This window comes from Bacteroides mucinivorans, from assembly GCF_034654355.2.
In the GTDB taxonomy this organism is placed as follows: Bacteria; Bacteroidota; Bacteroidia; order Bacteroidales; family Bacteroidaceae; genus Bacteroides; species Bacteroides nordii.
Window position 1 is genome coordinate 4746100 of sequence record NZ_CP178179.1, and the last position, 13616, is coordinate 4759715.

The following is a 13616-nucleotide window of genomic DNA, read 5'->3' on the forward strand; positions in this document are numbered from 1 at the left end:
CTTATTTTCGTTGTCTATGAGTTAGTGGTAAAGCCACTAAACCATATATTCCCAACAAAACTACTAAAAAGGTTTGAATTCCGTGTACAATCAAGGCAAATATTCCTGCATCAGTTGCATTTACTCCGTAAAGCATCATCATCGAGATAACAGCAAAATGCCAGGGCCCGGCTCCGTTGGGAGTAGGAACGATAACAGCAAATGTACCGCCTACAAACATAACAAGTGCGGCAAGAATACCTAGATGAGCGGTAAACCCAAAACAATAGAATGTGAGATAAAAGTGAAAAAAATAACAAACCCAAATAAGGATTGTATACAAAATGAAAAGAGGAATATTTTTCACATTCTTCAAAGACATCACTCCTTCCCAAACGTTAAGGACAACTCCTTTTACTTTTTCAAAAAAAGACAACGCTCGCATCAAATAGTAAAGAAGTACTATTACTCCAATAATGCAAAACAAAACGATATAGAACCATACAGATGTCAACAAGTGAACAATGGAAGGAATCTTAGTCCCGGTTTCTTCAAAGAAAGTGAGAAAAACAGGCATCTGTAATAAGAATGTGATACCAGTAATAAAAACGATGCAAATAGTATCAATCAGCCGTTCGGTAACTACCGTACCCAAAGATTTTGCAAACGAGACATTATCATATTTGGCAAGGACACCACAACGGGACACTTCTCCTACCCGAGGTAATATAAGATTGGTAGCATAGGAAATGAAAATAGCATTTACACAGTCGCTCGTTTTCGGAAAAGCTCCCAAAGGTTCCAACGTTTGCTTCCAGCGCCAACCACGAAAGACATGACTGAATACACCAAATGCTAATGAAAAAAGCATCCACCACCAGTTTACGCCATGCCGTAGCACATCACCTGCCTTTGCAAAATCGAAGTCACGATAGACCCAGTACAAGATAAAGCCTCCCAAAACCAGTGGTAAAATAAGTTTCAGAGCCTTTTTTATTAGTTTCTTCATTCTTAATTCTTTATTCTTCAAGTAAAAGAATTACCTTTGTCGACTGCAAAAGTAACTATTTAGTTGATAAATGAAATTAGTAAAGCCTAAAAAGTTTCTCGGACAGCACTTCCTGAAAGACCTTAAAGTGGCACAGGATATTGCCGACACTGTTGATACGTTTCCTACACTTCCTATTCTGGAAGTTGGGCCGGGAATGGGTGTGCTCACACAGTTTCTTGTGAAAAAGGAACGCCCGGTGAAAGTAGTAGAGGTAGATTATGAATCGGTAGCCTATCTGCGCGAAGCTTATCCGTCACTGGAAGACTGTATTATTGAGGACGACTTTCTCAAAATGAATCTGCAACGTGTCTTTAATGGCAACCAGTTCGTGTTAACCGGAAATTATCCTTATAACATATCCAGTCAGATTTTTTTCAAGATGCTCGAAAATAAAGATCTGATACCTTGTTGTACCGGTATGATTCAGAAAGAAGTTGCCGAACGTATTGCAGCAGGGCCGGGAAGCAAGACTTATGGTATTCTCAGCGTATTGATACAAGCATGGTATCGGGTGGAATATCTCTTTACGGTCAGCGAACATGTCTTCAATCCGCCCCCAAAAGTAAAAAGCGCCGTAATACGTATGACACGTAATGAAACAGTTGAACTGGGATGTGACGAAAAACTATTCAAACAAGTAGTAAAAACCACTTTTAATCAACGTAGAAAAACATTACGTAATTCTATTAAACCAATATTAGGCAAAGAATGTCCGCTGACGGAAGATGTTTTATTCAATAAACGGCCGGAACAACTATCGGTACAGCAGTTCATTGACTTGACTAACAGTGTAGAAGAAGCTCTAAAGAGTCACAAGGCAAAGATCGATGTTGACAATATGGAATAAAATAAATAAAGATACACTGGAAAAAGGAAGAATAGGAATCTTATTTTTTATCCTATTCCTTCCTTGCCTGTCCAGCCTGTTCATGTCTGTCGATATACAAAAAGAATTCAGTGACAGGATTGGCTATCTACTTCTATATACACTTGTATTATTGCTTCCTCTTTCTTTTTTGAAGAGCAAAATCTATTTCCTTTTTGAAGGTATTTTCCTATTATTTGCACCAATTGAGATAATGCATCTGAAACTGTTAGGAATGCCGGTTTCGTCCCCATTCATAACCTCCATGCTTCAAACAGACTTCAAAGAGAGCATGGAAGTTCTGTCTTCTTTCAAATTAGAAATTATCATAATGCTGTTAGTATGGGGGATTTACTTTATACAAGTATATAAAATTCCAAACCGCTACTTAGGAACTAAATGGTTTCGCATAGCTTTAATTCCCCTTTTCATCATCTGGAATGTTACTCTGTTTGCAAATACATTCCTGTCATCCCCTTCCGGCAGCACTTTTTCGGGACGTTTGGTAGTCAGTTCGTACCGGGTTGTGCACCAGTATTATAAAATCTTTCCCGTGAACTTGTTCCTATCTTATACCAAGCATCTGAAAGACAACTCGGAGGTCAAGGCCATGAATGAAAGATTAAAGTCGTTTAAATTTGACGTACAAAGTCTGACTCCACCCAATGAAAAAGAAATATATGTTCTGGTTATCGGAGAATCTGCCCGTGCAGACCATTTCTCTATAAATGGCTATGAAAGAAAAACAACTCCACTACTTGAGCATACAGAGAATCTGGTTAGCTTTGGAGATGTACTTTCTACAGCCAATATTACGGTCAGAGCACTTCCATTATTGCTAAGCCGTGCTACTCCGGAATCACCGGAGATAGCATATCAGGAAAAAACACTTCCGGAAGCGTTTAAAGAGTGTGGTTTTTCTATAGCGTGGATTGCCAACCAATCTTTCAATGATCCCTACGTTCTTCGGATTGCTCATAACTCAGACTACCATCACTTTGAATTAGTAGACTACGGTGCCGACAACAATTATGATGAAAAATTATTGCCTCAACTGGATAAAGTACTTGCTTGTAATAAGCAAAAGCAATTTATTATAATTCATACATTGGGCAATCATTTCAAATATAACTACCGACATCCCGAAAACTTTGCAAAGTTCAAACCGGCAATGCCTAAGGATTTTAGTTACAATGAGATTAATAAAGATAAAAAAACAATTGTCACTAATTCATACGACAACTCGGTTCTGTATACTGATTTTATATTATCCGAAATCATAAAAAGGGTACAGCAACAATCATGTATAGCTGCTGTCAGTTACATTTCAGATCATGCAGAAAATCTATATGATGACGGTACCGAAGAATTGATGCATAGTAGCCCAAATCCGAGTCGGAATGAAGTACACGTGCCCTTTATCATATGGCTTTCTGATTGCTATAGAAAACAGTTTCCGGAAATATATGATATATTGAACAGTCACAAAGACAGTCCAATCAGCTCCAATAACTTATTTCACACAATGCTGAAGATTAGTAATATCACCTATCCGGATGAAAAGTCCGATCTCAGCATTACATCCGAAGAGTTTCAGGGAGACAGTATCAGAGAAGTATTAACACCCAATGGAAAAATAGTATATCTTCATTAAATATCAGATATAAATTAAGATGAACGAGGAATACATAGACAACGTCAAACAACTTATTGAGCAAAAAGATGCTAATAAGGTTAAGGAATTTCTTATCAACCTTCATCCGGCTGATATAGCCGAGTTGTGTAATGACCTCAACCCGGAAGAGGCCCGTTTTGTCTACCGGCTGCTCGACAACGAGACCGCTGCCGACGTATTAGTGGAAATGGACGAGGACGTTCGTAAAGAATTCCTCGAAATTCTACCTTCAGAAACAATCGCCAAACGTTTTGTTGATTACATGGATACGGACGATGCCGTAGACCTGATGCGAGAACTTGATGAAGAAAAGCAAGAAGAAGTTCTTTCACATATTGAAGACATAGAACAGGCAGGCGATATCGTCGACCTTTTGAAGTATGACGAAGATACAGCCGGTGGTTTGATGGGAACTGAAATGGTGCTCGTTAACGAAAACTGGAGTATGCCGGAGTGCCTGAAAGAGATGCGTCAGCAAGCAGAAGAACTGGATGAAATCTACTACGTATATGTAATAGACGATGACGAGCGGCTACGTGGTATTTTCCCTTTAAAGAAGATGATCACTTCACCTTCCGTATCAAAAGTGAAACACGTGATGCAGAAAGATCCGATCTCTGTACATGTAGACACACCCATTGACGAAGTTGCCCAAATCATTGAAAAGTATGACCTTGTAGCCATTCCGGTATTAGATAGCATCGGACGACTCGTCGGACAGATCACCGTTGACGACGTAATGGATGAAGTACGTGAACAATCAGAACGTGACTATCAGTTAGCTTCCGGACTTTCACAAGACGTAGAAACAGACGATAACGTTCTTCGTCAAACCACCGCACGTCTTCCCTGGCTACTTATTGGTATGTTGGGCGGTATCGGTAATTCCATGATATTAGGAAACTTCGATGCAACCTTTGCCGCCCACCCTGAAATGGCTCTCTATATCCCACTAATCGGAGGTACGGGAGGAAATGTCGGAACACAATCTTCAGCACTCATCGTGCAGGGATTGGCTAACAGTTCTCTCGATACTAAAAACACTTTTAAGCAAGTTACTAAAGAGGCAATAGTAGCATTAATCAATGCAACAATTATTTCTTTATTAGTATATACATATAATTTCATTCGCTTTGGCGCCATGGCAACCGTTACCTATTCTGTATCTATCAGTTTATTTGCAGTAGTAATGTTTGCTTCTATTTTTGGTACTTTAGTCCCGATGACACTTGAAAAGCTTAAAATAGACCCTGCCATTGCTACAGGACCGTTTATAGCCATCACAAATGACATTATCGGCATGATGCTTTATATGGGAATTACTGTTTTATTGTCCTAAATGAAAGATAAATAAAAAAAAATCAGGCAAAAAAGTATGAAGTAATCGTTTTATTTCATTAATTTGTGACCTAATGTAATAAAGAAGGAGTTAAATCCCCATTTCCTAAAACAAATATACAATGATGGACTCTCATGACACTAACCAACCTTTGAATCCAGGGGAGTTAGAAGAAGAAAAGAAAACAGTTGAGGTTTCTGAAACTATAACAGAAACTCCAGCCGAAGAAACAAATGCTGAAAAACAACCCGAAACAGCTCCTCGGCTAGTAACAAAAGAGGAAGTACTTGCACGGATGAAAGAACTTGCTCAAGATGCAGAAAATGCCAACAAGCAAGAATTGGACAGTTTAAAGCAATCTTTTTATAAGATACATAATGCCGAACAGGAAGCGGCCAGGAAGCTATTTGTTGAAAATGGCGGTTCAGAAGAAGACTACGTACCACAAAGTGATGCGATAGAAGAAGAGTTCAAAAATGTGATGGCTGTTATCAAAGAAAAAAGAGGCGCCCAGATTGCCGAGATGGAAAAGCAGAAAGAAGAAAATCTGCAAATCAAGCTTTCAATCATAGAAGAGCTCAAAGAATTGGTAGAATCGCCTGATGACGCTAACAAATCATATACAGAATTCAAAAAGCTACAACAGCAGTGGAATGAAACCAAATTGGTTCCCCAGGCTAAAGTAAACGAACTCTGGAAGAACTATCAGCTATATGTAGAAAAATTCTATGACATACTGAAGCTTAACAATGAATTCCGCGAATATGATTTCAAGAAAAATCTTGAGATAAAGAATCGTCTTATCGAAGCAGCTGAGAAACTCGCAAACGAAGAAGATGTTGTTTCGGCTTTCCATCAATTACAGAAGTTACACCAGGAATTCCGTGATACAGGTCCTGTAGCAAAAGAACTTCGTGATGAGGTATGGAACCGCTTTAAAACAGCATCTACAGTAGTCAATCGTCGTCATCAACAGCACTTCGAAGCTTTAAAAGAAGCCGAACAACATAATCTGGATCAGAAAACAGTGATTTGTGAAATCGTAGAAGCTATCACATACGACGATTTGAAAACATTCTCAGCCTGGGAAAATAAAACCCAGGAAGTTATTGCTCTGCAAAACAAATGGAAAACAATCGGTTTTGCACCGCAAAAGATGAATGTGAAAATATTCGAACGCTTCCGTCATGCCTGCGATGACTTTTTCAAGAAAAAAGGAGAGTTCTTCAAAGCATTGAAAGAAGGAATGAACGAAAATCTGGAGAAGAAAAAAGCGTTGTGTGAAAAAGCAGAAGCGTTGAAAGACAGTACCGACTGGAAAGCAACAGCCGACGCATTGACCAAATTGCAGAAAGAGTGGAAAACGATCGGACCAGTTTCAAAAAAATACTCAGATGTAGTATGGAAACGTTTTATTTCTGCTTGTGACTATTTCTTTGAACAGAAAAATAAAGCAACTTCTTCACAACGTTCTGTCGAAATAGAGAACATGGAGAAGAAGAAAGACATTATCAACCAGCTAACCGCTATTGACGAATCCATGGATACGGAAGAAGCAGGCAAACAGGTTCGCGAACTGATGAAAGACTGGAACGCCATAGGACACGTGCCATTCAAGGAAAAAGATAAGCTGTACAAACAATACCATACTTTGATTGATCAACTGTTCGAGCGTTTTAATATAAGCGCTTCAAACAAGAAATTGAGTAATTTCAAATCCAACATCAGTAGTATTCAAGGAGGAGGATCACAAACTCTATACAGAGAACGCGAAAAACTGGTTCGCGCATATGAAAATATGAAAAGCGAACTCCAAACTTATGAAAACAATCTTGGTTTCCTGACATCTGCTTCTAAAAAGGGAAATAGCCTGTTAACGGAACTCAATCGAAAAGTAGACAAGTTGAAAGCTGATCTGGAATTGGTTTTGCAGAAAATTAAAGTAATTGATGAATCAATTAAAGAAGAAGAGTAAACAAAAAGCAGTAAAAATATAAAAAATAAAGGGAATGCATCAAAAAACATGAATGATTGCATTCCCTTTATTTTTATATAGGTTTTAGCTTATAAAAAAAACGTGAAACATCTCAAAGATACTTCACGTTTTCTTGTTGGGCTATCTGGACTCGAACCAGAAATGACAGGACCAGAATCTGTAGTGTTACCATTACACCATAGCCCAATACTTATTTTTCAACGGTCAACCTAATTGTTTCTCGTTTGCGGGTGCAAAGATACAAAGAATTTGGAAACTTCAAACAATTCACATATTTTTTTTGCAAAAAATCAATGATGCTCTCCCTATTTTAAAGGATACATCCCTAAAAAACACAAAAAAAGAAGAGTTTTACGACATAACTTTCTTTGATACAAGAATTCAGCGTATATTTGTAACCTATATCATGTTAATATAGCAAGAAACAAAGATAAGAGCTTCCTTGTTATACATAGAGAAGTAAAAACATTGATTATTAAATTTCAACCGATAAATGAACGAGACGAAAATATTAATTGAAAAGATAACAGAAGGAATTCAAGAAAAAAAAGGTAAAAACATCGTTATAGCCGACCTGACAAATATTGGCGATACAATATGTAAATATTTAGTAATTTGTCAAGGTAACTCACCTAGCCAAATAACAGCCATCGTTGATTCAATCAAAGATTTCACCCGAAAAGGTACAGACATCAAGCCATTTGCAATAGATGGCCTGCGAAATGCCGAATGGGTAGCTATGGATTATTCAGATGTGCTGGTACATGTATTCCTGCCTGAAACCAGAAATTTCTACAATCTGGAAAATCTTTGGGCGGATGCCAAGTTAACAACGATCCCCGACATTGACTAATTTTTCAATATGGAAGATAACAACAAGAAACCCAATAAAGTAAATATGCCCAAGTTCAACCTGAACTGGATGTATATGATTATAGCCCTGATGCTCCTGGGCCTTTGGTGGAGTAATCAAGGGGGGACTATAAGCAAACAGATTCCTTACGACGAATTCCAACAATACGTTCGTGAAGGTTATGTCAGTAAAGTAGTAGGATATGACGACAGCTCGGTTGAAGTGTTTATCAAGCCACAGTTCGTAGGCAAGGTATTTAAACAAGATTCAACCCGCGTTGGCAAAAATCCTATGATTACCACTGAAGCTCCCACACGTGAGAGTCTTGGTAATTTCATTGATGCTCAAAAACAAGAAGGCCATTTTGATGGTTCCATAAGCTATGATAAAAAGAACAACATTTTTGGTTCTATCCTGATAAACTTTTTGCCTATCATCTTCCTCATCGGACTCTGGATATTCTTTATGCGCCGAATGAGTGGTGGAGCGAGCGGAGGTAGCGGCGGAGTATTCAATGTAGGAAAATCCAAAGCACAACTTTTTGAAAAAGGTGGTGCCATTAAAATCACATTTAAGGATGTGGCAGGACTTGCCGAAGCCAAACAAGAAGTGGAAGAGATTGTAGAATTCTTGAAACAACCACAGAAATATACTGACCTTGGTGGTAAAATACCTAAAGGTGCATTACTGGTTGGTCCTCCGGGAACAGGAAAAACCCTGCTTGCCAAAGCAGTGGCCGGCGAAGCTAATGTGCCATTCTTCTCTCTGGCAGGTTCAGACTTTGTTGAAATGTTCGTTGGTGTAGGTGCTTCCCGTGTTCGCGACCTCTTTCGTCAGGCAAAAGAGAAAGCTCCTTGTATCATCTTTATTGATGAAATTGACGCAGTAGGGCGTGCCCGTGGTAAAAACCCGGCAATGGGAGGAAACGATGAACGTGAAAATACATTGAATCAGCTCTTAACAGAAATGGACGGTTTTGGTTCTAACAGTGGTGTTATTATCCTTGCCGCTACCAACCGTGTAGACGTATTGGATAAAGCTCTTTTACGTGCCGGACGTTTCGACCGTCAAATCCATGTAGACCTGCCCGATTTAAATGAACGCAAAGAAGTATTTGGCGTACACCTTCGTCCTATTAAAATAGATGATAGTGTAGATGTAGATTTACTGGCTCGTCAGACACCAGGATTCTCAGGAGCAGATATTGCTAATGTATGTAATGAAGCTGCCCTGATTGCAGCCCGCCACGGAAAGAAATTTGTCGGTAAACAAGATTTTCTGGACGCAGTAGACCGTATCATTGGTGGTTTAGAAAAGAAAACAAAAATAACTACCGAAGCCGAACGCCGTTCCATTGCATTACATGAAGCAGGTCATGCTGCCATTTCCTGGCTACTTGAATATGCCAATCCGTTGATTAAGGTAACTATTGTGCCGCGTGGTCGTGCATTAGGCGCTGCCTGGTATTTGCCGGAAGAACGTCAAATCACCACCAAAGAGCAAATGCTTGATGAAATGTGTGCCACTTTGGGTGGACGTGCTGCAGAAGATTTATTCCTTGGAAGAATCTCAACCGGAGCAATGAACGACCTGGAACGTGTCACCAAACAATCATACGGTATGATTGCTTATCTTGGCATGAGTGACAGACTGCCTAATCTGTGTTACTATAACAATGATGAATATTCTTTCAATCGTCCTTATAGTGAAAAGACAGCTGAACTGATTGATGAGGAAGTGAAAAAGATGGTCAATGAACAATACGAACGGGCTAAACAGATTCTATCCGAACATAAAGACGGACACAATCAACTGGCTCAATTGTTGATAGACAAAGAAGTTATCTTTGCGGAGGATGTGGAACGTATCTTTGGTAAACGTCCATGGGCATCACGTTCTGAAGAAATCATGGCAGCTAAAGAAAGTAAAGACGCTGCAGATGCAGAGAAAGCTCTTGAAAAGAAAATAAACGAAGAGAAAGAAGCAAAAAAGGAAGCTGAAGCCTCTGCAGAAGCATCGGCTACCGAATTACAAAATTAAAATCTAAATACGTTGAAAAGCAATTTTATACAAAGAGCGATCACTGGAGTGCTATTTGTAGCCATATTGGTAGGATGTATTCTCTATCACCCATTCAGTTTCGGAGCACTTTTTATAGTAATCAGTGCTCTGACGATACGGGAATTTGGTAGTCTGATCAATCATATAGAAGGTGTCAGTGTCAATAAGAACATTACTATGCTGGGCGGAGCTTATCTATTTTTGGCTATTATGGGATTCTGTATTGATGCATCAGACTCTAAAATATTCCTTCCTTATTTACTTTTGCTTCTCTACATGATGATTAGCGAACTGTATCTGAAAAAGGAAAATCCTGTGCTCAATTGGGCTTTCTCCATGCTGAGCCAACTATACATTGCATTGCCCTTCGCTTTATTGAGTGCATTGGCTTTTCATAATAATCCGGAAGATTCCTCTGTAAGCTACAATCCGATATTGCCGTTATCTATTTTCGTCTTCATCTGGCTGAGTGATACAGGAGCTTATTGTGTAGGCTCATTAATAGGAAAGCATCGTCTTTTCGAACGTATCTCCCCAAAAAAATCGTGGGAAGGTTCTATTGGAGGAGGCATTGTATCAGTAGCTTCATCTTTTGTATTTGCTCATTTCTTCCCTATTATGAGCGTAGCAGAATGGGCGGGACTCGCATTGGTAGTAGTAATTTTTGGTACTTGGGGCGACCTTACGGAGTCATTACTAAAACGTCAGCTTCACATCAAAGACTCCGGTTCTATTCTTCCGGGACATGGTGGAATGTTAGACCGGTTTGATAGCGCCTTGATGGCAATACCTGCAGCAGTAGTTTATCTGTATGCATTGACATGGATTTAAAAAAGATTCATATATAGAAACGGGCCTGTCTCCAACAGCAAAGACAGGCCCGTTTTAATTGAAAGCTAAGTAAATACTATTCTGTCTTACCTGCTTCCAGCGTGTTATAATCAAGGTTCAGAGCTATTTTGGGTACAGACATCGCTTCTTTCACGTTAAACGTCAACTCAACTTCACCATTCACGGATGAATTCAGCTTCAACTTCAATCCCTTCTTTCCTTCAAAGTCCAGAGAGTTCAGATTAAATGAAACGGGCTCATAACCAAACCAACCAGATAGATCGTTATGCGTATTATAGCGATATTCTAAATGGATATATCCATCATCTTCTGCTTTCTCTATTGTATTACGTACCAGACTAACCAGGTGCGGACTATAGACAGGCCTATTCTGTTCGAACACAAGATTCAGATATCCATTAGCAATCCAGATATCACCTTTAAGAATAGAGACCGGATCGTTACCTATCTCTTCTTCATTTTCTGCTGTTAAATCTTCCACCTGCTTCGTTGTAACAGGAAATAGATTCTCTACTTTAACAGCCATGTCATACTCCCCATAATTATCATACAAAGGATTGAAAACAACAAGCATACGTTTACCGTCTACCGGTTTAAATCCATAAACACTTGTTGCAGCCGGCCAAAGACTCCCATAATTATCGGATTCTAAATAATACGTATCACCACTCACGACACGGACCGTAGCCCAGCTCCCTCCACGTTGTCCGATAGAATATCCATCACTCTCATCACATGATTGCAAAGCAGGAATTAATACCAACAACAACACCAAGAAAAAACAATTCAACTTTTTCATATATGTATTCCTTTCTTTTTTGTTTCTATCAGATAAATAAAAAAGCCGGGCATTTACTGCACCGGCTTTAGATTTATTATCAAAAGATAGTTTATTTTTTAAGCAATTTCATCATTTCACGAGCAGCATGCCGGGGAGCTCCGGCTGGCCCAAGACGTTGAGCCATAAATTCATATTCATCCAACATCTTCTGGCGATACTCCTTATCAAACAAAAGTCGTTCCAACTCTATTTTCATATTCTCAACCGTCATTGTATCAGCAACGAGTTCCTTTACCACTTCACGATCGGCTATCAAATTAACAAGAGAGATAAACTTTACTTTCAGAATATGCTTACGCAAAAAGGACACAAACTTGCCGCATGCCAAATAATAACATACCACTTGAGGAATCCGGAAAAGCGCTGTTTCCAATGTTGCTGTACCAGAGGTAACAAGTGCAACATCAGAATGTTGCAAAAGCCGGTAAGTCTGATTAAAAATAATCTTCACCTGTGCATCACCTACATATTGCTGATAATATTCAGGAGCAATAGAAGGAGCTCCCGCCAGCACCAACTGATAACCAGGAAAAGCAGAAGCCGCTTTTAACATACCGGGAAGATTGTCTTTTATCTCTTGCTTCCGACTTCCGGCAAGAAGAGCAATAACCGGTTTATCCTCCAGATTATTGTCACGAATAAAATCTCCAAAATTCTCCGAATGGGAATCACAAAAAGCAGTCACCTCATCTACCGTAGGATTACCAACATAGTGTATCGGATAATTGTGCTTCTTTTCAAAAAACTCAACTTCAAAGGGAAGGATGGAAAAAAGCTCGTCAACATCACGTTTAATGTTCTTTATCCGATATTCCTTCCAAGCCCATATTTTTGGCGAAATATAATAATAAACAGGTATTTGAGTATGAGAGTGAATAAACTTTGCAATATTCAGATTAAAACCGGGATAATCCACTAAAATAACAACATCCGGATTCCAGGATACTATATCTTCTTTACAACGCCTCATATTGGCAAAGATAGTGCGCAGATGCAACAACACAGGAATAAATCCCATATAAGCCAGCTCTTTATAATGCTTCACCATCGTTCCTCCAACAGCAGCCATCAAGTCACCGCCAAAGAAACGAAAATCGGCCTGCGGATCCTCTTCTTTCAATGCAGCCATCAGATGAGAGGCATGCAGATCACCGGAAGCTTCGCCAACAATGAGGTAATATTTCATTATTCAAACCATTTATTCAGTTCATTCATAAACTCATAATCCGTCACATCCACTTTGGTCGGAGTGATGGCAACATAACCATTAGCAAGTGCCCAATGATCATTTTTCTCATTCTCCGGTTCATCATCTGTAAACTCTCCTATCAGCCAGAAGTAATTGCTATCTCCTTTTCGGGGACAAGCTTCCCATTCATTAGTCCATCGCCCCTTAGCCTGTTCACAAACCTTAATTCCCTTAATTTCCTTTGTATCAGGAAAATTCACATTAAGGCAAGTTAATAAAGGTAATCCCTTGTCTAATACTTGAGAGGCTATTTGACGAATATACGGACCTGCAGAGTCAAAATCGGCTCCGGGATCATGACTACAAAGAGAAAAGCCAATAGAAGGAATTCCATTCAGACACCCCTCAATAACAATTCCCATCGTACCGGAATAATGAACATTCGTGGCCGAATTATCACCATGATTAACACCTCCTACCACCAAATCGGGTTTCCGTTCAAGTACTGTATTCCAGGCCAGTTTAATACAATCAGCCGGTGTACCCGAACATTTGTATACGGTCAATCCTACCTCTTTACGAACTAACTGATAATGTACAGGTTGCGTCACAGTAATTGCACATCCACTACCCGAACGGGCAGTATCGGGCGCCATAACTACAATTTCGCCTAACGGACGAAGAAACTTTATAAGTTCACTTATACCTTTTGCCATGACACCATCATCATTAGAGATGAGTATCAAAGGCCGCTTATTTTCCATAATAATCTCCTTAGTCTTTATAATTCAGTACAAAAGTAGCAAAAAGAACGTTTATCACCAACTCTCCCCTTTTTTAAACCTTCATCCAGACTTTGCAGATATTTAGTTATACGCATTCAGAGAAGGTACAGGAGTTATTATTTACTTTCCG

11 protein-coding genes and 1 tRNA gene are annotated in these 13616 nt (G+C 39.3%); 7 read left to right on the forward strand and 5 right to left on the reverse strand.

Annotated elements, in window-relative coordinates:
• Position 1: 1 nt before the first annotated feature.
• Positions 2–988: a lysylphosphatidylglycerol synthase transmembrane domain-containing protein gene (locus VCM39_RS18185; RefSeq protein WP_221650397.1), complete on the reverse strand. Its 987-nt coding sequence runs from the start codon at positions 986–988 to the stop codon at positions 2–4.
• Positions 989–1058: 70 nt separating this feature from the next.
• On the opposite strand from VCM39_RS18185, the gene rsmA reads away from it, so the two are divergent.
• The 4 genes from rsmA to VCM39_RS18205 all read left to right on the forward strand — a co-directional run bounded on the left by rsmA (position 1059) and on the right by VCM39_RS18205 (position 6884).
• On the forward strand, positions 1059–1877 hold the full coding sequence (gene rsmA / locus VCM39_RS18190) for a 16S rRNA (adenine(1518)-N(6)/adenine(1519)-N(6))-dimethyltransferase RsmA (protein WP_289291704.1): 819 nt from the start codon (positions 1059–1061) through the stop codon (positions 1875–1877).
• Complete coding sequence (locus VCM39_RS18195) at positions 1858–3549, forward strand: phosphoethanolamine transferase (protein ID WP_322932830.1); 1692 nt, start codon at positions 1858–1860, stop codon at positions 3547–3549. The genes rsmA and VCM39_RS18195 overlap by 20 nt, the downstream gene beginning before the upstream one ends.
• 19 nt (positions 3550–3568) lie before the next feature.
• Positions 3569–4909, forward strand: coding sequence for a magnesium transporter (mgtE, locus tag VCM39_RS18200; protein WP_221650394.1), 1341 nt, complete (start codon positions 3569–3571; stop codon positions 4907–4909).
• Between the two features lie 121 nt (positions 4910–5030).
• A complete protein-coding gene (locus VCM39_RS18205) occupies positions 5031–6884 on the forward strand; it encodes a DUF349 domain-containing protein (protein WP_221650393.1) in 1854 nt (617 codons plus the stop codon).
• Between the two features lie 136 nt (positions 6885–7020).
• Here the strand turns inward: VCM39_RS18205 and VCM39_RS18210 are convergent.
• Positions 7021–7091 (reverse strand) — tRNA-Gln (locus VCM39_RS18210).
• A gap of 307 nt (positions 7092–7398) precedes the next feature.
• On the opposite strand from VCM39_RS18210, the gene rsfS reads away from it, so the two are divergent.
• Genes rsfS through VCM39_RS18225 form a run of 3 tightly spaced genes read left to right on the forward strand, consistent with a single transcriptional unit; the run spans position 7399 to position 10650 of the window.
• Positions 7399–7758 carry a ribosome silencing factor gene (gene rsfS, locus VCM39_RS18215; RefSeq protein WP_221650392.1) on the forward strand — a complete coding sequence of 120 codons (360 nt, stop codon included), beginning with the start codon at positions 7399–7401 and terminating at the stop codon, positions 7756–7758.
• Between the two features lie 9 nt (positions 7759–7767).
• On the forward strand, positions 7768–9798 hold the full coding sequence (ftsH, locus tag VCM39_RS18220) for an ATP-dependent zinc metalloprotease FtsH (protein ID WP_221650391.1): 2031 nt from the start codon (positions 7768–7770) through the stop codon (positions 9796–9798).
• 12 nt (positions 9799–9810) lie between these two features.
• Positions 9811–10650 carry a phosphatidate cytidylyltransferase gene (locus tag VCM39_RS18225; protein ID WP_322932831.1) on the forward strand — a complete coding sequence of 280 codons (840 nt, stop codon included), beginning with the start codon at positions 9811–9813 and terminating at the stop codon, positions 10648–10650.
• A 76-nt stretch (positions 10651–10726) separates the two neighbouring features.
• On the opposite strand, the gene VCM39_RS18230 is transcribed toward VCM39_RS18225, so the two are convergent.
• The 3 genes from VCM39_RS18230 to surE form a co-directional block, all read right to left on the reverse strand.
• A complete protein-coding gene (locus VCM39_RS18230) occupies positions 10727–11470 on the reverse strand; it encodes a NigD-like protein (protein WP_221650389.1) in 744 nt (247 codons plus the stop codon).
• A 91-nt stretch (positions 11471–11561) separates the two neighbouring features.
• Positions 11562–12698 carry a lipid-A-disaccharide synthase gene (gene lpxB / locus VCM39_RS18235; RefSeq protein WP_322932832.1) on the reverse strand — a complete coding sequence of 379 codons (1137 nt, stop codon included), beginning with the start codon at positions 12696–12698 and terminating at the stop codon, positions 11562–11564.
• On the reverse strand, positions 12698–13465 hold the full coding sequence (gene surE, locus VCM39_RS18240) for a 5'/3'-nucleotidase SurE (RefSeq protein ID WP_221650387.1): 768 nt from the start codon (positions 13463–13465) through the stop codon (positions 12698–12700). Before surE ends, lpxB begins: the two co-directional genes overlap by 1 nt.
• Positions 13466–13616: the final 151 nt, after the last annotated feature.